At 71.1% G+C, this 20934-nt stretch carries 24 protein-coding genes; 16 read left to right on the top strand and 8 right to left on the bottom strand.

The annotated features are described in order from the left end of the window. Window positions 1–86: 86 nt before the first annotated feature. A complete protein-coding gene (locus ACZ62B_RS03500; protein ID WP_344559644.1) occupies window positions 87–374 on the top strand; it encodes a hypothetical protein in 288 nt (95 codons plus the stop codon). Further along, window positions 371–769 (top strand): PIN domain-containing protein, encoded by a 399-nt coding sequence (locus ACZ62B_RS03495; RefSeq protein WP_344559642.1) that lies wholly within the window; start codon window positions 371–373, stop codon window positions 767–769. Before ACZ62B_RS03500 ends, ACZ62B_RS03495 begins: the two co-directional genes overlap by 4 nt. Window positions 770–893: 124 nt before the next feature. Here the strand turns inward: ACZ62B_RS03495 and ACZ62B_RS03490 are convergent, their stop codons facing one another. The 7 genes from ACZ62B_RS03490 to ACZ62B_RS03460 form a co-directional block, all read right to left on the bottom strand. Continuing rightward, a complete protein-coding gene (locus ACZ62B_RS03490) occupies window positions 894–2756 on the bottom strand; it encodes an FG-GAP-like repeat-containing protein (RefSeq protein ID WP_469689198.1) in 1863 nt (620 codons plus the stop codon). 221 nt (window positions 2757–2977) lie between these two features. Then, on the bottom strand, window positions 2978–5053 hold the full coding sequence (locus ACZ62B_RS03485; protein WP_469689197.1) for a pectinesterase family protein: 2076 nt from the start codon (window positions 5051–5053) through the stop codon (window positions 2978–2980). A gap of 77 nt (window positions 5054–5130) precedes the next feature. Continuing rightward, window positions 5131–6552 (bottom strand): sensor histidine kinase, encoded by a 1422-nt coding sequence (locus ACZ62B_RS03480; RefSeq protein WP_344559636.1) that lies wholly within the window; start codon window positions 6550–6552, stop codon window positions 5131–5133. Then, window positions 6549–7283, bottom strand: coding sequence for a response regulator transcription factor (locus tag ACZ62B_RS03475; protein WP_344559634.1), 735 nt, complete (start codon window positions 7281–7283; stop codon window positions 6549–6551). Before ACZ62B_RS03475 ends, ACZ62B_RS03480 begins: the two co-directional genes overlap by 4 nt. 69 nt (window positions 7284–7352) lie before the next feature. After that, window positions 7353–8429, bottom strand: a complete 1077-nt coding sequence (locus tag ACZ62B_RS03470) for a S1C family serine protease (RefSeq protein WP_468885256.1) — start codon at window positions 8427–8429, stop codon at window positions 7353–7355. Between the two features lie 134 nt (window positions 8430–8563). Further along, window positions 8564–9586, bottom strand: a complete 1023-nt coding sequence (locus tag ACZ62B_RS03465) for a LacI family DNA-binding transcriptional regulator (RefSeq protein ID WP_344559630.1) — start codon at window positions 9584–9586, stop codon at window positions 8564–8566. Between the two features lie 42 nt (window positions 9587–9628). Beyond that, window positions 9629–10384 carry a response regulator transcription factor gene (locus ACZ62B_RS03460; RefSeq protein ID WP_344559629.1) on the bottom strand — a complete coding sequence of 252 codons (756 nt, stop codon included), beginning with the start codon at window positions 10382–10384 and terminating at the stop codon, window positions 9629–9631. 223 nt (window positions 10385–10607) lie between these two features. On the opposite strand from ACZ62B_RS03460, the gene ACZ62B_RS03455 reads away from it, so the two are divergent. The 8 genes from ACZ62B_RS03455 (at window position 10608) to ACZ62B_RS03420 (ending at window position 15657) form a co-directional block, all read left to right on the top strand. Further along, the gene (locus ACZ62B_RS03455; RefSeq protein WP_344559628.1) at window positions 10608–11453 is read left to right on the top strand and encodes an alpha/beta hydrolase; all 846 of its coding nucleotides are present in this window, start codon (window positions 10608–10610) and stop codon (window positions 11451–11453) included. Window positions 11454–11492: 39 nt separating this feature from the next. Further along, window positions 11493–11747, top strand: a complete 255-nt coding sequence (locus tag ACZ62B_RS03450) for a MoaD/ThiS family protein (RefSeq protein WP_073934285.1) — start codon at window positions 11493–11495, stop codon at window positions 11745–11747. 3 nt (window positions 11748–11750) lie between these two features. Beyond that, complete coding sequence (locus ACZ62B_RS03445) at window positions 11751–12824, top strand: hypothetical protein (protein ID WP_468721953.1); 1074 nt, start codon at window positions 11751–11753, stop codon at window positions 12822–12824. 129 nt (window positions 12825–12953) lie between these two features. Beyond that, the gene (locus tag ACZ62B_RS03440; RefSeq protein ID WP_344559623.1) at window positions 12954–13697 is read left to right on the top strand and encodes an LmeA family phospholipid-binding protein; all 744 of its coding nucleotides are present in this window, start codon (window positions 12954–12956) and stop codon (window positions 13695–13697) included. A 196-nt stretch (window positions 13698–13893) separates the two neighbouring features. Next, window positions 13894–14001, top strand: a complete 108-nt coding sequence (locus tag ACZ62B_RS03435) for a putative leader peptide (protein WP_382052532.1) — start codon at window positions 13894–13896, stop codon at window positions 13999–14001. Between the two features lie 132 nt (window positions 14002–14133). Then, window positions 14134–14979 carry a sulfurtransferase gene (locus ACZ62B_RS03430; protein ID WP_344559621.1) on the top strand — a complete coding sequence of 282 codons (846 nt, stop codon included), beginning with the start codon at window positions 14134–14136 and terminating at the stop codon, window positions 14977–14979. 42 nt (window positions 14980–15021) lie between these two features. Continuing rightward, window positions 15022–15309, top strand: a complete 288-nt coding sequence (locus ACZ62B_RS03425; protein WP_004986406.1) for a DUF1416 domain-containing protein — start codon at window positions 15022–15024, stop codon at window positions 15307–15309. Between the two features lie 87 nt (window positions 15310–15396). Further along, on the top strand, window positions 15397–15657 hold the full coding sequence (locus ACZ62B_RS03420) for a DUF3099 domain-containing protein (protein ID WP_344559619.1): 261 nt from the start codon (window positions 15397–15399) through the stop codon (window positions 15655–15657). 10 nt (window positions 15658–15667) lie between these two features. Here ACZ62B_RS03420 and ACZ62B_RS03415 read toward each other — a convergent pair whose 3' ends face one another. Next, window positions 15668–16030 carry a DsrE family protein gene (locus ACZ62B_RS03415; protein ID WP_469689196.1) on the bottom strand — a complete coding sequence of 121 codons (363 nt, stop codon included), beginning with the start codon at window positions 16028–16030 and terminating at the stop codon, window positions 15668–15670. A gap of 189 nt (window positions 16031–16219) precedes the next feature. Between ACZ62B_RS03415 and ACZ62B_RS03410 the strand changes: the two genes are divergently transcribed. The 6 genes from ACZ62B_RS03410 to ygfZ all read left to right on the top strand — a co-directional run bounded on the left by ACZ62B_RS03410 (window position 16220) and on the right by ygfZ (window position 20923). After that, a complete protein-coding gene (locus ACZ62B_RS03410) occupies window positions 16220–17002 on the top strand; it encodes a hypothetical protein (protein ID WP_469689195.1) in 783 nt (260 codons plus the stop codon). After that, window positions 16999–17817: a hypothetical protein gene (locus ACZ62B_RS03405; protein ID WP_344559615.1), complete on the top strand. Its 819-nt coding sequence runs from the start codon at window positions 16999–17001 to the stop codon at window positions 17815–17817. Before ACZ62B_RS03410 ends, ACZ62B_RS03405 begins: the two co-directional genes overlap by 4 nt. After that, on the top strand, window positions 17814–18677 hold the full coding sequence (locus ACZ62B_RS03400; RefSeq protein ID WP_469689194.1) for a hypothetical protein: 864 nt from the start codon (window positions 17814–17816) through the stop codon (window positions 18675–18677). The genes ACZ62B_RS03405 and ACZ62B_RS03400 overlap by 4 nt, the downstream gene beginning before the upstream one ends. A 225-nt stretch (window positions 18678–18902) precedes the next feature. Beyond that, complete coding sequence (locus tag ACZ62B_RS03395) at window positions 18903–19478, top strand: heme-binding beta-barrel domain-containing protein (protein ID WP_073934294.1); 576 nt, start codon at window positions 18903–18905, stop codon at window positions 19476–19478. A 32-nt stretch (window positions 19479–19510) separates the two neighbouring features. Then, entirely contained in the window at window positions 19511–19948 is a 438-nt protein-coding gene (locus ACZ62B_RS03390) for a Fur family transcriptional regulator (RefSeq protein ID WP_381223100.1), read from the top strand. Window positions 19949–19957: 9 nt separating this feature from the next. After that, entirely contained in the window at window positions 19958–20923 is a 966-nt protein-coding gene (gene ygfZ / locus ACZ62B_RS03385) for a CAF17-like 4Fe-4S cluster assembly/insertion protein YgfZ (protein WP_344559608.1), read from the top strand. Window positions 20924–20934: the final 11 nt, after the last annotated feature.

Here is a 20934-nt window from a genome sequence, read left to right as displayed (position 1 = left end):
GGGGGAAGCGTGCCACAAACCCCTCTCTCGGGTGATGTGATCGGATCGGCCTGTGCGCTCCACCGAAGTGTGCCTATGGTGAAACTATGGCAGAGCACACCACCATTCAGGTGTCCCGGCAGACCCGCGACCACCTCGCCCAGGTTGCGAAGGAGCGGGGTATGACCCTCGGGCAGCTGGTCGAGCAGTTGGCCTCGGAGCAGCCCACCGCGGAGCAGATCGCCGAACGGGTCGCGGCCGACCGGCAGGTCGTGCGCGAGGTCATCGGCCTCGACCTCAGTGACGAGGATTTCGATCAGGCTCCTGACGTGCTCGGGAACATCTACCGGATCGCTGCCGAGAAGGCTCGCCTGGCACGGGGTGCGGCTGCGTGATCATCTTGGATACGGCTGCCACCCGTGCCCTCGCGGACGGGCACAAGACGCTGAACCTCCTCGCGGGCAACATGGCCCGTACTCCGGGTGACCTTCTCCGGATTCCGGCGCTCTGCCTGATGCAGGCGGAGTCCGAGGACGCGGGCGCGGCGCAGCGTGTGCTGTCCTTCTCATCGGTCGTGGTCGACGAGCTCGGCACCGTCGCCTCGGTCGGTGTCGGAACCATGATCCGAGACGGTTACGGCGGCGCGGACACCTGTCACGCCCTGTACTGTGCCCTGCCGCGTCCGGAGTTCACGGGCATGTCCATTCTGCTGACGGACCGTGAAGAGGCATACCCGCCCGGCGTGGTCACGGTCGACATCGATTCCCCCGGCATGCTCGGCTTCCACTGAGTCGGCCGGTGCCGTCACACCGTGCCGTACATCTGTCCTGGTCAGGGGTTTCGGCGTAACCTCACGAGCCGTGAAGGGTCGGAAGGGGGGAAGCGGATCGCTCCGCTTCCCCCCGTCGTGAGCGTCAGGCGCACTTGCCGTTCAGCCAGGACGTGAAGTCCTTCGTCCACGTGGTGGCCATGCGGACCGACCTGGTGGTGGAGCCGTAGCGGTTCAGGTCCTGCTGCCATCCGCCGTAGTTGCCGGAGGCCGACGGAGCGGGCTCCTCCCAGCCGATGTCGTCGACCCAGACGGGGTGGCCGGTGAACGTGGCGCCCAGCCCCGCCGCCTCGAGGCGCTTCTCGAGTTCGGGCTTCAGCGCGGCGTCACCCGTGGAGATCATGATCTCCTGTGAGGCGATGCGCTCCGAGATGGGCGCGATGACCTCGTTCCACGCCGCCTCACGGATGGACGAGTCACTGTTGAGCAGCGACTGCTTGGCCTCGCCCTTGAGTTCCACCAGCGGGATCATGTTCTGGGCCTTGGCGCTGTCGAGCCATTCCCGGAACGTGTAGACGGTCTCCCCGGTGTACGGGCCGCGGTCGATCGTGCGCCCCTTCAACTGGTCGGAGCCGGACGCCCACCAGATGTCCGTGATGTTCCGGCTCGTACCCGTCAGCCCGCGGGTCGTGGTGTTGTGCCACATCACGCCCTTGGTGCCATCCTTGGTGAGCTGGAGGTCGGCCTCCACGCCGTCCGCGCCCCAGCTCTTCTGCTGGGCGAGGCCCGCCGGATGGTTCGGCTGGCGCACCTGGTCCCGTTCCCAGGCGTTCGCCCCGGTGGGGTAGCCGCCGTGCCCGAAGACGGTCGGGCAGACGGGCAGCCCCGGATGGCTGCTGTAGCGCTCGATCATGTGGACCCGGTCGAAGGTCCAGTTGTCGCCGGTCGATTCCCAGCTGTGCAGCGAGCCGTTGAGGCCACCGTCGGCCTTGGCGGTGAAGGTGATGGTCTTCACCCGTCCGTCGCTGTAGCCGTAGAGCGTGGCGAGGTCGTCGTGGCCGTCTCCGTTGTAGTCACCGGTGACGATCTTCATGCGGTTCCGGTCGTACCCGGCGGCCGTGGTGAGGTTCAGGATCTCGCGCCGGTTGCCGAACTTGCCGTCCGCGTCCAGTTCGAAGCTGATCACGGCGTCGTGGCCGTCGGCGTAGTCGTACCAGGCCGCGAGGTCGTCGCGGCCGTCGCCGTCGAAGTCACCGGCGTGCACGGTCGCCCGGCTGAAGTTCCAGCCGTCCGACTCCCAGCCCCGGACGGGCTCGTTGAAGCCGCCGTCGGCCTTGGCGGTGAAGGCCATCGTCTTCACGGTGCCGGAGGCGTAGCCGTACAGGGCGGCGAGGTCGTCGCGGCCGTCCCCGTCGAAGTCGCCGGTGGCGAACTTCATGCGCTTGACGTCCCAGCCGTCGGCCTCGGTGCGCTCGAAGGAGGAGAAGTGGCTGCTGAAGCCGCCGTCGGCCCGGGCGAGGAGGGTGAAGAGCTTGTCGTCGCCGTTGTCGTAGTCGTACCAGACGGCGATGTCGTCGCGGCCGTCGCCGTTGAAGTCGCCCGCCTCGGCGGTCATGTTCGCGAAGGTCCAGTTGCCGGGGGCGGCGGTCCACGAGGAGAAGTGGCTGGCGAAGGTGCCGTCGCCCTTGCCGAGCCAGGTGAACGCGGTGACCCGTCCGTCGTCGTACCCGTAGAACGCGGCGATGTCGCCGATGCCGTCCCCGTCGAAGTCACCGGTGAGGCGCTTCATGTGGTCGGCCCAGAAGTTGCCGGCGCCCGTCTCCCAGCCCACGCCCGGTGCCGAGAAGCCGCCGTCGGTGCCGGCGAGGAAGGTGCGCATGGCGTCGTGGCCGTCACCGTAGTCGTACCAGGCGGCGATGTCGCTGCGGCCGTCACCGTTGTAGTCGTGCCGCACGGTCCGGGCGTCCGCGGCGGCTGCGTTGTCGGTGCCCAGATGCAGGCCGAGCACGGCGCACACCACAGTGGTGCATATAAGGCCAAAAGGTTTCTTCATTCGGTTGTTCGAGCCCCTTGTCCATGAACGAGAGAAGCGCGCCCCTCATGCGAGGGGCGCGCAGCGCTGTGCCGTGCGAGGTGCCCGAATACCCTCAACTCCCCTGTATTCGAGCACACTTCGCACCGGCCGAGCCGTCGCTCATTAGAACACCGGTTCGTCCGTCCTTCCAGGGCTCAGGACGCCGTGGGGGTCCAGCCTGCCAGCCAGTCCGTGACCTCCTGGTCGGCTGCCTGGGCGTCCGTCAGGTGGGGGCGGTCGCTGCTCGTGGGGCCCGCGCCCGCGCCCGTGTTCCGGTACTCGGCGAAGCGGTCGTCCTTCCAGGAGAAGCCGCTCATGTCGGTCCAGGGCGTGGTGCGGATCGCGGCGCTGAGGGTGGTGTTGCGGACCGTGGTCTGCGGGTCCAGGGAGGCGTCACCGCCGGCGTGCCAGGGGCGGCCCAGGTGGAAGGTGCGGTCGGAGACGTCGCCGTTGACCGCCGAGTTGGCGATGAGGATGCCCTTGCGGTTCGCGGCCGTGCTGGGGGCGGTGACGTAGCCGGCGGAGGTGCCGTTCCAGCGCTTCTTCAGGGTGATGACCGAGCGGTCGATCACCGCGGTCGCCCGGCCGAAGATGAAGTCGACGTTCCCGATGACGTAGGAGTTGGTGACGTAGACCCGGCCCAGCCTGTCCTTGGCGGCCGTGTCCAGGAGGAGGGTGTCCTGGTCGCCCTCGACGATCACGCCGTCGAGGAAGACCTTGTCGGCCGCCGTGCGCAGGGCGACCGCCTGGTGGCCGGAGAGGGACTGGTTGGCGCCCTCGTCGAAGTCGTTGGAGATGGTCAGGTTGCGGGCCTGGAAGTCGTCCGCCTCGACGGCGACCGTGGCGCTGCCGGAGGTGCCGTACGTGCCCGAGCCGTCCGGCTTCGGCGTGCCGGCCGCGTTGTTGAAGACGATCACCGTGTCCTTGCGGCTGCCGCCGGTGCCCTGGAAGGTGACGTGCGGCTTGTTGGAGGGGACCTTGACCGTCTCGCGGTACGTGCCCGGCCCGATGGAGACGACGACGCGGGAGGCGTTGTTCGCGGGGACGGCGTTCACGGCGGCCTGGACCGTCCGGTACTGCCCGCTGCCGTCCTTGGCGACGGTGAGCGTGGTGGCCGCCGCAGCCTTCGTCGAGGCCTCCGCCGACGCCGTCGTCGTGCCGATGGAACTCTGCGGTCCTGTGCCCGACTTGAGCAGGGCCGGCACGTCGGCCGCCTCGTCGAGCGTGTAGGAGTAGTACGCCTTCGGGTCGAACGCCGTACCGCCGCTCTCGTTGCGGCCCGACGTGCCCGAGAAGACGTTGCCGCGCTGGACGATCGTCGCCGTCGCGTCCTTGACGACCGGGTTCCTCATGCCCTGGAAGTAGCTGTTCTCCAGGACCATCCTCGTGCCGCCGCGCGAGTAGGTGCCGTAGGAGGAGGTGATGTCCGTGCCGGGGACGTCCTCCAGGAAGTTGTTGTAGAGGTGCGCGTGGGCGCAGTTGTCCGTGGAGGGGTTGCGCTGTTCCGTCTCGCGGATCCAGTTGTGGTGGATCGTGATGTCGGTCAGCACGTTCTCGGTCCAGCCGATGCCGAACGCCTTGTTGTTGTGGCTCATCTCGTTCCAGGAGACGGTCACGTACGTGCTGTCCTTGCGGACGTCGATCAGCCCGTCCGCCATGTTCCGCAGGTCGTTGTGGTCGATCCAGACGTGGTGGGCGCCGTCCATCTGGACCGCGTCGAAGTCGTGCTCCTTGTCGTTCCAGACGCCCTGGTGGGCGTCCCGGATCGTCAGGTTGCGGATGATCACGTTGTGGACGCCCCGGCCGAGGAAGAAGCCGCCGCCGACGATGTGCCCGGAGGTGCCGGAGCCCACGATCGTCTTGTCGGAGGCGACCTTGATCTCCTTGCCGACCGGGTTCATGGTGATCGTCCCGGCCACGACGATGACGTACGGCTCGGCGGCCGTGGCGTACTTCTCCAGTTCGGCCTGCGTCCGCACGGTGACGGTCTGCCCGTCCCGGCCGCCGTACGTGCCGTTCTGGCCGAGCGCGTCGACGGAGGCGAAGCCGTCGGCGGCGGCGGTGGCCCAGGCGGGCGCCGCGGCGGTCGCCGTCGCGGCGGACGCCTCCTGCTGGGGGAGCAGGTCGGTGCCGTAGACCAGTGTTCCGGCGGTGGTCAGGGCCAGCGGGAGGCCGACGGCCAGGAACTTCCCGGGCCTGCGGTGCCGGGCTCTGCTGCGGTGCTCGCTCATGCGGCGATCCGTTCCGTGTGGGGGAGGGGGACGACGATCGGTCGCCGCCCGGCACGGAAAGGTTGCCGCCGTCTTCGCTACGGCACCTCCGGTGGTGGCGTCGGGGCGCCCGGCAGGCGGACCGTGGCCGTGGTGCCGCCGCCGTCCGCGCGGGTCAGGGACACCTCGCCGCCCGCCTGCTGCACCGTGCGGGCCACGATGGACAGGCCGAGGCCGGAGCCCGGGAGGGCGCGGGCGCTCGGGGAGCGCCAGAACCGGTCGAAGACGTGCGGGAGTTCGTCGGCGGGGATGCCGGGGCCGTGGTCGCGGACGGTGAGGACGCCGTCGGTCAGGCGTACGTCGATCGTGCCGCCCCCGGGGCTGAACTTCACCGCGTTGTCCAGGATGTTGACCATCGCCCGCTCCAGGGCGGACGGCTCCGCCCGTACGTACCAGGGGTGGACGTCCGCCGTGATGGTCAGCTCCGGGCCGCGCAGCCGGGCGCGGCGCAGGGCCGACTCGACGACGTCCTGCCAGGCGACGATCTGCGCCCGGCCCGCGTGCTGGCCGGTGTCCGGGCGGGACAGCTCCTGGAGGTCGCCGATGAGCGCGGCCAGTTCCGTCATCTGCGCCTTCACGGAGGCGAGCAGGGCCTTGCGGTCGGCCTCCGGGATCGGGCGGCCCGTCTCCTCGCTGCGGGTGAGGAGTTCGATGTTGGTGCGGAGCGAGGTGAGCGGGGTGCGCAGCTCGTGGCCGGCGTCCGCGATGAGCTGCTGCTGGAGGTCGCGGGAGCTGGCCAGCGCGGACGTCATGGAGTTGAAGGAGCGGGAGAGACGGGCGATCTCGTCCTCCGAGTCGTCCTCCACGGGGATGCGGACGCCCAGGTCCTCGGTGCGGGCCACGTGCTCCACGGCCCTGGTCAGCTCGTCCACGGGGCGCAGGGCGGTCCGGGCCACCCAGAGGCCGGCGGCGGCGGCGCCCACGACCCCCGCGCCGGCGACGAAGACCAGCACCAGCGCGAGGTTGCTGAGGGAGTCGTTCACCTCGCTCAGCGGCCGGGCGGCGGAGACGGCGATGTTCCGCAGGCCGGGCACGGTGTAGGTGAAGACCCGGTACTGCCCGCCGTCGGACCCCGTCGCCTGGTGCAGCGCGTCGGTGGACGTGCCCTCGGCGACGGCGCGGTCGGCGTCGGTGAGCCGGACCTCCTCCGTGCCGATGATGAGGCAGCTCCCGCCCTTGGCGTCCACGAGCTGTACGGACGAGCCGAAGGGGTTCTGTTCGTGGGTGCGGGGATCGTGGGCGCACAGACCGGTGGGCAGGTCGACGTACTTGCTCACCTGCTGCCCGTTCATCCGGTTCGCCTTCAGGGCCTCGTCCAGCGAGCTCACCAGCACGCTCTTCACCACGAACCAGCAGGCCACCGACACCGCCGCCACCGCGAACGCCACCGCCGCCGCCACCAGCAGCGACAGCCGGGCCCGGATGGGCAGGGCGCGGACGCGGCGGACCAGCCCGCTCACTCCGCGCCGCCCTGCCGCAGCACGTACCCCACCCCCCGCACCGTGTGCACCAGGCGCGGCTCGCCGCCCGCCTCGGTCTTGCGGCGCAGGTACATGACGTACACGTCGAGCGAGTTGGACGACGGCTCGAAGTCGAAGCCCCAGACCGCCTTCAGGATCTGCTCACGGGTGAGCACCTGGCGCGGGTGCGCCATGAACATCTCCAGGAGGGTGAACTCCGTGCGGGTCAGCTCCACCCGCCGGGTGCCCCGCGTGACCTCGCGGGTCGACAGGTCCATGCGCAGGTCGGCGAAGGCGAGGACGTCGTCGGACTCGGCGGAGGCGGCCACCGCCGCCGCGTACGAGCTGCGGCGCAGCAGCGCGCGGATGCGGGCGAACAGCTCGTCCAGCTCGAACGGCTTGACCAGGTAGTCGTCCGCTCCCGCGTCGAGCCCGGTCACCCGGTCGCCGACGGTGTCCCGGGCGGTCAGCATCAGGATGGGCGTGGTGTCGCCGGTGGCGCGGATGCGGCGGGCGGCGGTCAGGCCGTCCATCCGGGGCATCTGGATGTCCAGGACGAGCAGGTCGGGCCGGTAGGCCGCCGCCTTCTCCAGGGCGTCCGCGCCGTCGACGGCGACCTCGGTGCCGTACCCCTCGAAGGCCAGGCTGCGCTGGAGCGCTTCGCGCACCGCCGGCTCGTCGTCGACGATCAGGATGCGCTGGGTGTCACGGTCGCCTTCTGCGGGGCTCATGGGCTCGGGGTTCCTCACGGCTCTCTACGGTCTTCGGCCTTCAGCCTCGCACGGTCGCCGGGCGGCGCGTCAGTTCGTCGAGCCGGAGCGCAGCGCCGGCAGGTCCGACTTGACCGTGTCGACCGGGATGGCGAAGCCCAGGCCCACGCTGCCCGCGTCGGACGAGGACGAGCCGCTGCCGCTCGCCGAGTACATCGCGGAGTTGATGCCGATGATGTTGCCGTTCATGTCGATCAGCGCGCCGCCGGAGTTGCCCGGGTTCAGGGACGCGTCGGTCTGGATCGCCTTGTACGTGGTCGTGGAGCTGCCCGTGTCGCCGTTGAACTCCTGGCCGCCGTACTCGAACGGCCAGCCGCCGCCCTGCCGCTGCTGCCGGCCCTGGTTCTCGTCCGTCGAGACCGTCACGTCACGGTCGAGGGCGGAGACGATCCCGCTGGTCACCGTCCCGGTCAGGCCCTCGGGGGAGCCGATCGCCACGACCTGGTCACCGACCCGCACGCCGTCGGAGTCGCCGAGGGTGGCCGCCCGCAGTCCGGAGGCGTCCTGGAGCTTGATCAGGGCGAGGTCCTTGCTGCTGTCGGTGCCGACGATCTCCGCCGTGTACGTCTTGCCGTCGCTGGTCCGCACCTCGATCGACGAGGCCCCGGACACCACGTGGTTGTTGGTGATGATCTCGCCGTCGGACGTGATGATCACACCGGAGCCGGTGGAGGAACCGGCGTTCGAGGCCGCGTTGATCTCGACGATGCTCGGGGCGACCGCCTCGGCGACGCCGGACACCGTGCCCTTCTGGCTCGACGGTACGACGTTGGTGCTGGTCGAGCTGGAGGCCACGGTGTCGCTGCCGGTCAGCTCCTGCACGCCGTAGGCGGTGCCGCCGCCCACGGCCGCCGCGACGATCGCCACGGCGGCGAGCAGGGCCGCCGGGCCCCGGGTGCGCTTCCTCTTCGCGGGCCGCGGGGCGGGCTCCTGCGCGAACGCCGTCGTGGGCTGGGGCGCGGGCTCCGCCGCGGGCTCCCGCGTGAGCGCCGAGGAGGGATCCGACGCGGGCTGCCGGGGCGGCGCGTACGCCGGCGGGGGCGGCCACTCGGGGTTCACCGGGGCGGGGTTTCCGTACTCGCCGCTGGGGCGGAGGCTCTCGGTCATGGCACAGAGCCTCGCGCCCGACCATGAGAGCGAGCTGAGTGTGTGCTGAGAAGCCCGGCAGAACCTCGTATGCCCGATATAAAGGCCGCCGGGACCGCATGAAGGCCGCCGGGACCCCGGCCGTCGGGACCCGCTTACTTGCAGCCGCAGGAGTGGCGTACCACCAGCCGGGACGGGTACACCTTCAGCCGTTCGCGGCGCGAGCCCGACACCCGTACGCCGTCGTCCAGGACGAGGTCGACCGCCGAGCGGGCCATCGCCGAACGGTCGGAGGCGACCGTGGTCAGCGGCGGATCCGCGAGCGCCGCCTCCTTGATGTCGTCGAACCCGGCGACCGCCAGCTCACCCGGCACGTCGATGCGCAGCTCCCGCGCGGCGCGCAGGATGCCGATCGCCTGGTCGTCGGTGGAGCAGAAGACCGCCGGCGGGCGGTCCGGTCCGGAGAGGATCTCCAGGCCGACCCGGTAGGCGTCGTAGCGGTTGTACGGGGCCTCGAAGAGGCGGCCCTCGGTCGGTATCCCGGCCTCCTCCATCGCGCGCCGCCAGCCCTCGACGTGGTCGGAGACCGGGTCGCCGACGGCGGGGGTCTCCGCGGTGCCGCCGACGCAGGCCACGTACTCGTTGCCGTGCTCCAGCAGGTGGCGCACGGCGAGCTGGGCGCCCCCGAGGTCGTCGGTGACGACGGCGACGTCGTCGATCGCCTCCGGGCGCTCGTGCAGCAGCACGACCCGGGCGTCCCACGCCTCGATCTCCGCGGCGGCCTGGTCGTTGAGCGCGTGGCTGACCAGGATCAGGCCGGAGACCCGCATCCCGAGGAAGGCCCGCAGATAGTGGACCTCGCGCTCGGCGATGTAGTCCGTGTTGCCGACCAGGACCATCTTCCCGCGCTCGGAGGCGGCCTGCTCGACCGCGTGCGCCATCTCGCCGAAGAACGGCTGACGGGCGTCCGGGATGATCAGGCCTATGAGGTCCGTGCGCCGCGAGGCCATCGCCTGGGCGACCCGGTCCGGCCGGTACCCCAGCTCCTTGATCGCGGCGAGGACGCGCTCGCGCGTGGCCGGGGCGACCGGCCGGGGTCCGTTGTTGATGACATAGCTGACGACGGCGGTGGACGTCCCCGCCAGCCGCGCCACATCATCCCTGGTTACCTTGGCCACGCGCGGAGTCTACGCGGATATACCCGGTACGGGCAGGGCGTATCACACCTTGGATTCCGCCGCCTCCGCGGTGTCCGCCTTCTTCTCGGCCTTGGTGTCCTCCGCGGTACGGGCCGGCTTCTCGGGCTTCTCCGGGGTGACGAACCGATAGCCGACGTTGCGGACGGTGCCGATCAGGGATTCGTGCTCGGGGCCGAGTTTGGCGCGCAGCCGCCGTACGTGGACGTCGACCGTGCGGGTGCCGCCGAAGTAGTCGTAGCCCCAGACCTCCTGGAGCAACTGGGCACGGGTGAAGACCCGGCCGGGGTGCTGCGCCAGGTATTTGAGCAGTTCGAATTCCTTGAAGGTCAGGTCGAGGACCCTGCCCTTGAGTTTCGCGGAGTACGTCGCCTCGTCGACCGACAGGTCGCCGTTGCGGATCTCCATCGGGGAATCGTCGTTGACGATCTGCTGGCGGCCCATGGCGAGGCGCAGGCGCGCCTCCACCTCGGCCGGGCCCGCGGTGTCCAGGAGGACGTCGTCGATGCCCCAGTCCGCGGTGACGGCGGCCAGGCCGCCCTCGGTCACGACCAGGACGAGGGGGCAGCCGGGGCCGGTGGAGCGCAGCAGCTGGCACAGGCTGCGGACCTGCGGGAGGTCGCGCCGGCCGTCGACCAGGATCACGTCGGCGCCGGGGGTGTCGACGAGCGCCGGGCCCTCCGCGGGCGCCACCCGCACGTTGTGCAGCAGCAGGCCGAGAGCGGGGAGCACCTCCGTCGACGGCTGGAGCGCGTTGGTCAGCAGCAGCAGAGAGCTCATCGCACCCCACCGGCCCGGGTCGTCGTCGTTCGCTCGTACACGGTTCGCTCGCCCATGACGTCTGGTTCCTCCTCGGTCCCTGCGAGGACGCTTACGGCATTGCCGCGTGCGTTCGACGGCCCGTACACCGGCGGTTTCCCGCGTTCGTATACAACGCTTCCGAAAGCACAAAAGGACCCGGGGGCTTCACTGCCCGAGTCCTCTTCGCAGCAGAATAGCCGACATGAGCACCGGTCCGGCAGGTCATGTGGCGCGATCCACCGATCGATCCACCATTCGTCCATATTCCGAGACGGCTGATGTAACGCGGGGCGGTAAGCCTTTGCGGACGTTCTTGCGCACTGCGGACGGGGTGGCGATCGATTCCGTATACGAACCGGGGACCGCTTCTTCCGGTGATCTCGTGTTCGTGGTCGCGCACGGGTTCACCGGGGACGCGGACCGGCCGCACGTGCGGCGGGCGGCGCGGGCCTTCGCGCGGTACGGCGGTGTCGTGACGTTCTCCTTCCGGGGGCACGGGGCGTCGGGCGGGCGGTCGACCGTGGGGGACCGGGAGGTGCTCGACCTCGCGGCGGCGGTGGGATGGGCGCGTGAGCTGGGGTACGCGCGGGTGGCCACCGTCGGGTTCTCCATGGGCGGCTCGGTGGTGCTGCGGCACGCCGCGGTCGGCCGGGACACCCGGGTCGACGCCGTCGTCTCCGTGAGCGCGCCCGCGCGGTGGTTCTACCGGGGGACCGCCCCCATGCGACGGCTGCACTGGCTGGTGACCCGGCCGTCCGGGCGGCTGGTGGGGCGGTACGGGCTGCGGACGCGGATCCACCACCGGCAGTGGGACCCGGTGCCGCTGTCGCCCGTCGAGGCGGTGCCGCGGATCGCGCCCACGCCGCTGCTGATCGTCCACGGGGACCAGGACGGGTACTTCCCGCTCGATCACCCGCGGATGCTGGCGGCCGCAGCGGGCGAACACGGGGAGCTGTGGGTCGAGGCCGGCATGGGGCACGCGGAGAACGCGGCGCCTCAGGAGCTGCTGGGGCGGATCGGGGACTGGGTGGTGGGCCGGGCGGGCTAGCCTGACGGTGTTCGTCGTCGACCGATTGAGGATCAGCAGATGGCAAAGGTCACGGTGCGGTACTGGGCCGCAGCCAAGGCCGCGGCCGGGGTGGCCGAGGAGGCGTACGAGGCGGCCACGCTCGCCGAAGCGCTCGACGCGGTGCGCGGGCGGCACCCCGGCGAACTCACGCGCGTGCTGCTGCGGTGCTCGTTCCTCGTCGACGGTGATCCCGTGGGAAAGCGCGCGCATGAGACGGTACGGCTGGCCGACGGCGGCACGGTCGAGGTGCTTCCGCCGTTCGCAGGAGGATGAGCGATGACGAACCAGCCGTACGGGGCGTACGACCCGTCGTACCAGGGCCAGTCGTACCAGGATCAGTCGTACCAGGATCAGCGGCAGGCCGCTGCTCAGGGCGTGTGGCCCGGGCAGCAGGCGCACGAGGACCCGTACGCGGATCCGTACGCGGATCAGCAGTACACGCAGCAGTGGCAGGGGCAGACGTGGGAGACGCAGACGCAGCCGCCGGTGGCTCCGGCCGCGGTGGCTCCGGACCCGGCGCCGGCCGCTCCGGTGGCTCCGGTGGCTCCGGAACCCCCGGCCGCTCCTGAGGCCGGGCCCGAGTACGGGCCGGCCACGCTGGCCGGGAACTCGCGGGTCACCGACGCGCAGCGGGCGCGGGCCGAGGGCCGGTCGCCGATCATCGAGCCCGGGATACAGCCGGCGGCGCTCACCGCGCTGCTGGGGCTGCTGCTGGCGGGCGGGGCGGCGCTGGGGACGTACGCGCTGCTGGTGCCGTTGGTGCTGCTGCAGGGGCTCACGGCGGCGGGCTGGTTCCGGCTGAACGGGATGTGGCCGGCGCGGCAGGGCATCGCGCTGGGGTTCCTCGGCGCGCTGGCCGCGGACGCGGCGCTGCTGGCGTCCGACCGGTCGCCGGCGGCGATCCTGGGGACGCTGGGGGTGTGGGTGCTGCTGTCGCTGGTGCTGCAACTGCGGTCGCACGCGGATCCCGACGAGCGGATGTACGGCCTGATGGCGACGGTCGTGGCGGCGGCGCTGGCGATCGCGGCGGGCGGGTACCTGGCGGCGGACGCCTCCGCGGTGACCGCGGGCGCGGTGGCCGTGGCGGCGGGGGCGGTGGTACGGGCACTGCCGTTGCCGACGCCGGTGTCGGTGGTGGTCGCGCTGCTGGCGGCGGCGGGTGCGGGGTTCGCCGTCGACGGTTCGGCGGGGGCGGCGCTCGGCGCGGGCGCGGCGGCCTGCGCGCTGATCGGCCACCGGGTGGCCTCCTACGACTACCCGTCCCGCTTCGTCCACTTCACGGCGGGCGTGGCCCTGCCCCTGGCCGCGGCGGCCCCCGCGGTGTACGCCCTGGGACGGCTGGTCGCCTGACGGCCGGCGGGTGGGACGCCCGCGGCGCGGTCCCTTGTCACAGGTGATCGACAATCCCCGGGCTCCCGTCCCCCACAGGGTTACCCTCGCGGCACGGCCTCGTCGAAACCGCCAGGTGGGGGACACCGCATGCGCGCACTGCGAATACTGCTCATCGTCGTCGTGATACTCGGCGGGATCTTCGTCGTCGTCGACCGCGTGGCCGTCAACTTCGCCGAGGGCGAGGCGGCCGACCGGCTGAAGGCGACCGAGAACCTGGCGAGCACCCCCGACGTGTCGATCAACGGCTTCCCCTTCCTCACCCAGCTCGCCGGCGGCACCCTCGACGAGGTGGAGGTGGGGATCTCGGACTACGAGGCCAGTACCGGCGACGGTGCCAAGCGGATCCGCATCGCCGACCTGCGCGCGGACATGCGCGGTGTCGACTTCTCCACCGACTTCAGCTCCGCCGTCGCCGACAGCGCCACCGGCACGGCCACCATCGCCTACGACGAGCTGCTGAAGACCGCCGGCAAGCCGGAGCCCGGCCGGGTGGGCCCCGGCGTCAGCGCCAGGATCGTCGGCCTGTCCGACGGCGGCAACGGGAAGATCAAGGTCGAGGTGGAAGCCACCGTGCTGGGCGCCGAGCTGCCCGAGCCGGTCTCCGTGCTCAGCTCCGTGACGGTCGTGGACGGCGACACCGTGCGCGTGAAGGCCGACTCGGTACCGGCGTTCGGCGGGGTCGAGATCGTCGAGTCCAGCGTGCGGCAGATCACCGACTTCGAGCAGAGGATCGACGGACTGCCCGGCGGCATCCGGCTGGACAAGGTCGAGGCGGCGGAGGACGGCGTGGACATCACGGTGAAGGGTTCCGACGTCCGTCTGGTCGGGTAGGGAGTGGTTTGACGGGGGCGTTGTCCGACAGGCGAGACGGGGGCGTCCGCAGGGCAGATGCGGAGGCGGGACCGGGAGGGACCGGGGGGTGGGAGGGGCCGCTCCCGCGATGCGTCATCCCGCATCGCGGACGATCGCGTCTCAGCATGCGACACACCGGTGACACGCCCGCCCGTCCCTCCTTACGATCGGACCCATGCAGGATCAGACGAGCGTCCTCCGGTCGAGGGGACAGGCGGATCTCACGAAGCGGCGGGCAGTGGACCTGTGCCGTGTCGCCGCCATGCTCTGTCGTTCTTTCTGACTTTCCGAGCGGACGTCGTCGTCCGCGTTCCCGCCCCGCCCCCGCTGAGGGCACCCGTGCGCCGGCCCCGTGAGGCCGCGCGCACCCTCTCACCCGCACGCCCCGCCGCAACTGCCCCGGAGGAGAAAGAGCATGAGCCGCAGCGACGTCCTGGTCGACGCCGACTGGGTCCAGGAGCACCTGGACGACCCGACCATCGCCATCGTCGAGGTGGACGAGGACACGTCCGCCTACGAGAAGAACCACATCAAGAACGCCATCCGGATCGACTGGACGCAGGACCTGCAGGACCCGGTCCGCCGCGACTTCGTCGACCAGGCCGGCTTCGAGAAGCTCCTGTCGGACAAGGGCATCGGCAACGACCACACGGTCGTCCTCTACGGCGGCAACAACAACTGGTTCGCCTCGTACGCCTACTGGTACTTCAAGCTGTACGGCCACGAGAACGTCAAGCTCCTCGACGGCGGCCGCAAGAAGTGGGAGCTCGACGCCCGCGAGCTGGTCCCCGGCGACGAGGTGCCGGAGCGCCCGAAGACCGACTACAAGGCGAAGGCGCAGGACACGTCCATCCGTGCCTTCCGCGACGACGTCGTGGCCGCCATCGGCACCCAGAACCTGGTCGACGTGCGCTCGCCCGACGAGTTCTCCGGCAAGCTGCTCGCCCCGGCCCACCTGCCGCAGGAGCAGTCGCAGCGCCCGGGCCACGTCCCGTCGGCCGCCAACATCCCGTGGTCGAAGAACGCCAACGACGACGGCACCTTCAAGTCCGACGACGAGCTCAAGGCGCTCTACGAGGACGAGCAGGTGGACCTGGCCAAGGACACCATCGCCTACTGCCGCATCGGTGAGCGCTCCGCGCTGACCTGGTTCGTGCTGCACGAGCTGCTCGGCGTGGAGAACGTCAAGAACTACGACGGCTCCTGGACCGAGTACGGCTCCCTCGTCGGCGTGCCGATCGAGCTCGGCTCCGGCAAGTAACCCCTCCCGACCGACCTTTCCAGACCCCTTCAGGAGTAAGACATGTGCGGTGCGAAGGCCGGCGGCCCGGACGCCTCGACGATCAAGCCCGGTGAGACCACCATCCAGGGTCAGGTGACCCGCGACGGCGAGCCGGTGACGGGCTACGTCCGTCTGCTGGACTCGACCGGCGAGTTCACCGCGGAGGTCCCGACCTCCGCGACCGGACAGTTCCGCTTCTACGCGGCGGAGGGCACCTGGACCGTTCGCGCCCTGGTGCCCGGCGGCACCGCCGACCGCACGGTCGTCGCCCAGCAGGGCGGCCTGGCCGAGGTCGCGATCGCGGTCTGAGGGCACGGGAACGGCCGAGGGGCCGCACCCCGCGGGTTGGACGCCCGGGGTGCGGCCCTTCGGCGTGCCCGGACCTACGCTGGTCCTATGTACGCGCGCAGGCGGCACGTCTACTTCGCCATGATGGGCACCTGCATCGGGCTGTTCGTCCTGGCCTGGGGCGTGGTGCGGCTGTGGTCGGTGCCGGCGGCCGTGGGCATGTGCGTGGTGGCCATGGTCATCCCGCCGGTCGCCGCGATGGTCGCCAACCGGCGGGGGCCGGAGGACCGCTGGTGGGACGATCCGTCCGGCGACCCGCAGTCCGACGAGTGGTGGGACGAGCTGGACGGCAGGAAGCCGCCCCGGTAGGGCGGGCCGCTCAGTAGACGAGCGCCTGCGTCCCGTCCGCCATCGCCTCCTGCACGAAGACCTGCGCGCCGGCGATCCGCACGCCCTCGACGACGTCCTTCTCGGTGATGTCGCGGCGGGCCGCGCACTGGGTGCACAGGGTGACCCGGCCGGTGGCCAGGATCGTGTCCAGCAGGTCGGGCAGCGGGGCGGCGTGCGGCAGCTCGAACTCGGCCGCATGGCCCGGCAGGGCGAACCACGAGGACTCGCCGGTGAGCCACAGGGAGACCTCGACACCGCTGGCCGCGGCCACCGCCGCCACCGTGAACGCCTGCGAGCAGCGCTCGGGTGCGTCGGTTCCCGCGGTCACTTTGATCACAAGCTTCTTCGCCATGACCGAATCGTAATCATGATCGCTACAACTTCGGCCGACGCCTGTGGGTCTCCTGTGCGCGCGTGGACGGAATACGCGCTTCACCTTCTGTGGGGGGACGTCTTGGAACAACCCGAAGAAGCAGCCGACGCCCCGGATGCACCGAGAGCCGAGGACACGCCGGAGGCCGCCCCGGCCCCGGAGACACCGGTGAGCGAGGCCCCGGAGACACCGGCGGACGAGACTCCGGAAACACCGGAGGCCGCGGCTCCGGACGCGCCCCGGAAACGCCGACGGGGGCGGACGGCCGTGCTGATCGCCGCCGCGGCCGTGCTCGGCGTGGTCGCCGGCACCTGCACCGGATACCTCGTACAGGCCGACCGCGAGCCCACCAGGCTGCCGCCGCTGTCGCAGCCGGTGCTCGCGCAGTCGAAGGGCGAGGCGCCCGAGCCGCTGTCGGCCGACCGGGACCGCCGTGTGAAGACCGACGGCGACCTGCGCGAGCTGCTGCTGAAGGAGCCGCGCGGGACGCGGGAGCTCCCCTGGCCGGCGGGCGAGGACGGCTGGATGGAACTCGCCGAGTACGCCGGCGACTACGAGGGATCCGGCTCGATGTTCGGACAGCTGGCCATGGACGGGTTCCGCCGGGCGGCCGTCACCGGCTGGCTCGACGACGACGAGTACAGCGTGGAGATCCGGCTGGTCCAGTTCCGCCAGGAGGAGGGCCTGGCGGCCGCCGCCAACGTCGACAACAACCAGTACTGGGCGTCCGACGCGGAGGACACGGACAGCTGGGCCGTCCCCGGGACCGGGGACGGCAGGGCGTACGTCCACGACAGCCCTCACGTCGAACCCGGCTACGAGCCCCTGTACAGCGCGGAGGCGCACGCCTGGCGCGGCGACGTCTCCATGGAGATCTGGGTGCACGGGACCAAGCCCGTTCCCAAGAAAATGATCATGGATCTGGCCGAGCGGCAGATGGAGCGGCTGTGAACGAGACGCAGACCCCGGCACCCCTGCCGCCCGTCCCCGACGACGCCCCCGCCGCGGCCCCCGCGAAGCGGCCCGTGCGGTGGGGTCGTATCGCGTCCGTCGTCGGCTCCGTGCTGCTGGCCGGCGCCGTCGTCACGGGCGTCGGGTACACCGTCGTGACCGTGGACGGCGCCGACCGCGAGGCCGCCGCGCCCGAGTGGAAGTTCCCGAAGGAGGCGGCGGCCGAGGGCAAGAAGGCCGAGCCGGAAGGGCTGGCCGGGATGCTCGTGCCGTACGGGTACGACCACTGGCTCCCGGGGCCCGACTTCGGCGAGTTCGGCTCGGACGCGCAGCTCGGCGGCGGCCGGGCCACGGCGCTGCAGAAGGAGTCGTTGGGCGATCTGCCGCGCTCCCAGCGCAAGCGGCTGGAGAAGGAGATCGACGGCTGGCGCATCGAGGGCATGGCGATGCGCAGCTACACCAGCGGGTCGGTCAGCATCTACCAGGAGGACGAGATCTTCACCGTGGGCATCGTGCTCGCCCGGATGGAGAACAAGGCCGCCGTGCGGGACTTCGCGCGGTTCCAGACCGAGTTCCTCGACGCCCTCGACATCTTCCGCAAGGGGCCGGAGATCAAGGGCCACAAGGACGCCCAGTGCTTCCTGCCGCCGGCGGACACGGAGACCGACCTCGACATGATGCAGTGCTCGGCCCGCGTCGGGAACGTCCTGGTCACCCTCACCGCGGACGGCGCGAAGCCGCTGGACACCAAGAGCGTCGCCGCACTGTTCCGCGAGCAGCTCGACCGTATCGACGAACCGGGGAAGGCCGTATGACCGAGCAGCCGCAGACCCTCGTACCCGCCCCGCCCACGGAGCCACCGGCCGTACCCGCCGCACCGGACGTGGTGGCCGATCCCGGGCCGCCGGCGCGCAGGGACCGACGGGTGCTGCGCGCCGCCCTGCGCTGGACCGCCGCCGTGGCCGTCTTCGCCGTGGCCGGCGCGGGCACGGCGTACGGGATCACCCGCATGGAACGGACGGACGTACCCGGCCTGGCGACCGCCTCCGACGGGCGGTGGGACTACCCGGAGCTGACGAAGCCGCCGCTGCCCGCCGGCAGCCCCGGACCGCAGGCGGAGTCCAACCCGGCCGGCACCCACCACGCCGACCTGCGCGCCCTCCTGCTGCCCGCCCCGGCGGGCGCCGAGGAGGACAAGGCACTGCGTGGCGAGGACGGCTGGCTGGCGACGGACGACTTCCTCGAGGAGTACGCGGAGGACGACGACCGGGACACCTTCCGGCAGGAGCTCGTCGACGCCGGGCTGCGGCACATCGCGGCCCGCGGCTGGACGACCGAGGACGGCACCCGGACGAGGATCTACCTGCTGCGGTTCGACACCGCGGCCGTGGTGGAGGACTCCTTCTTCAAGCCCCACTTCTCGTACACCTCGGCCTACTCGGTGAAGGGCGCCGACTTCACCGACAACGACGACTCGTTCCCGGTGAAGTCGGAGGTCGCGGGGGTCCAGCGCTCGGCCCAGGTCGAGACCAGGCCGTACGGGGAGGAACAGGACCGCCAGGCCTACCTCGCCGCCGGTGACGTCCTCGCCGTCGTGCTGCAGTCCCGGAAGGGCACCGCGCCCGCCGTGCCGTTCCGGCAGACGGTCGTGCTGCAGAGCCAGCTGCTGGGCTGAGCCGCGGGAGGCACCACCTCGCACGACGGGGGCCGGCCCCGGCCGCGTAAGCTGGGGACCGGCCCTGTGCACACCACCGCACCCCGCTCAAGGAGCACCCCGTGATCCTCTTCTTCGAAATCCTGCTGGTCCTCGTCGCCGTCGGCGTCCTCGCCTTCGCCGGGTTGACCGTGAAGAAGCTGTACCAGGGCCAGCGCTGATCACCGACGCCAGGAAGTTCCGCTCATGATCGAGATCCCGTCCGACCTGCACAAGGACCTCGTCCCGCTCGCCTTCCTGCTCGGCAACTGGGCCGGCGCGGGCGTGCACGACTTCCCCGGTGCCGAGAAGTGCAACTTCGGCCAGGAGGTCACGTTCACCCACGACGGCCGGGACTTCCTGGAGTACAGCTCCCACACCTGGGTGCTGGACGGCGACGGCAACAAGGTCCGCCCGCTGGAGTCGGAGCACGGCTTCTGGCGGATCGACGCGGACCGCAAGGTCGAGGTGACGATGACCCGCGACGACGGCGTCATCGAGATCTGGTACGGCGAGCTCGCGCACCAGAAGCCGCAGATCGACCTGGTGACGGACGCGGTCGCGCGCACCGCCGCCTCGGGGCCCTACAACGGCGGCAAGCGGCTGTACGGCTACGTCAAGAGCGACCTGATGTGGGTCGGCGAGAAGCAGACCCCCGAGGTCGAGCTGCGCCCCTACATGTCGGCGCACCTGAAGAAGGTCGTCACCCCGGAAGAGGTCGAGCGCTGGGCCAAGGCCCTGCCCGACGACATGCCCGACGACGGGATCGCCTTCTTCAAGTAGGCCCCCGCCCGGGAGGTCCTAGACTCGTGGGTGTGGTGAGCACCGACTGGAAGAGCGACCTCAGGCAGCGCGGCTACCGGCTGACCCCGCAGCGGCAGCTCGTGCTCGAAGCCGTGGACACCCTGGAACACGCGACCCCCGACGACATCCTCGGCGAAGTGAGGAAGACGGCGTCGGGGGTCAACATTTCCACCGTGTACCGCACGCTGGAGCTCCTGGAGGAGCTGGGGCTGGTCAGCCACGCCCACCTCGGGCACGGGGCGCCGACCTATCACCTCGCCGACCGGCACCACCACATCCACCTGGTCTGCCGGGACTGCACGAACGTGATCGAGGCCGACCTCTCGGTGGCCGCCGAGTTCACCGCCAAGCTGCGCGAGCAGTTCGGTTTCGACACCGACATGAAGCACTTCGCGATCTTCGGCCGGTGCGAGGACTGCTCCCTGAAGGCCTCGACCGCCGAGTCGTAGGCTAGGCGCATGAAGAGCCCCCTGCTGACCCTGCCCGGCGCCGTTCCCGCCGAGGGCGTGGACGAAGGCGTGGCCGCCCACTACGGCGACCTGTTCCGCGAGCAGCGCGCCCTCGCCGACGGCACCGGTTTCGTCGACCTGTCCCACCGCGGGGTCGTCACCGTCTCCGGTCCGGAGCGGCTGGCCTGGCTGCACCTGCTGCTCACCCAGCACGTCAGCGACCTGCCGCCGCACCAGGCCACCGAGGCGCTGATACTTTCCGCCAACGGCCACATCGAGCACGCGCTCTACCTGGTCGACGACGGGGAGACGGTCTGGGCGCACGTCGAGCCCGGCACCCAGGAGGCGCTGATCGCGTACCTGGAGTCGATGAAGTTCTTCTACCGGGTCGAGGTCGCCGACCGCACCGCCGACATCGCGGTGGTGCACCTGCCGGCCGGGTCCATCGCGGAGGTGCCCGAGGGGACCGCCGTCCGCGAGACGCCGTACGGGCGGGACCTGTTCCTGCCGCGCGGCGACCTGGAGTCGTACGCGGAGAAGGCGGGGCCGGCCGCCGGGATCCTCGCGCACGAGGCGCTGCGGGTCGAGCGGCACCGGCCGCGGCTCGGTTTCGAGACCGACCACCGCACCATCCCGCACGAGCTGGGCTGGATCGGCACCGCCGTGCACCTGCAGAAGGGCTGCTACCGGGGGCAGGAGACGGTCGCCCGGGTGCAGAACCTGGGGAAGCCGCCGCGCCGGCTGGTCTTCCTGCACCTGGACGGCAGCGAGGTGCACCTGCCGGTGGCGGGTACCGAGATCCGGGTCGCGGACGACGGCCCCGACGGGCGGAAGATCGGGTTCGTCACCACGTCCGTACGCCACTACGAGCTGGGGCCGGTCGCGCTGGCGCTGGTGAAGCGGAACGTGCCGGTGGACGCGCGGCTGCTCGCGGGGGACACGGCCGCCGCGCAGGAGACCGTCGTCGAGCCCTGAGCGGTACGGAC

The organism is Streptomyces sp. NPDC053426 (genome assembly GCF_055585405.1).
This window is presented reverse-complemented; position numbering and strand designations above follow the sequence as displayed.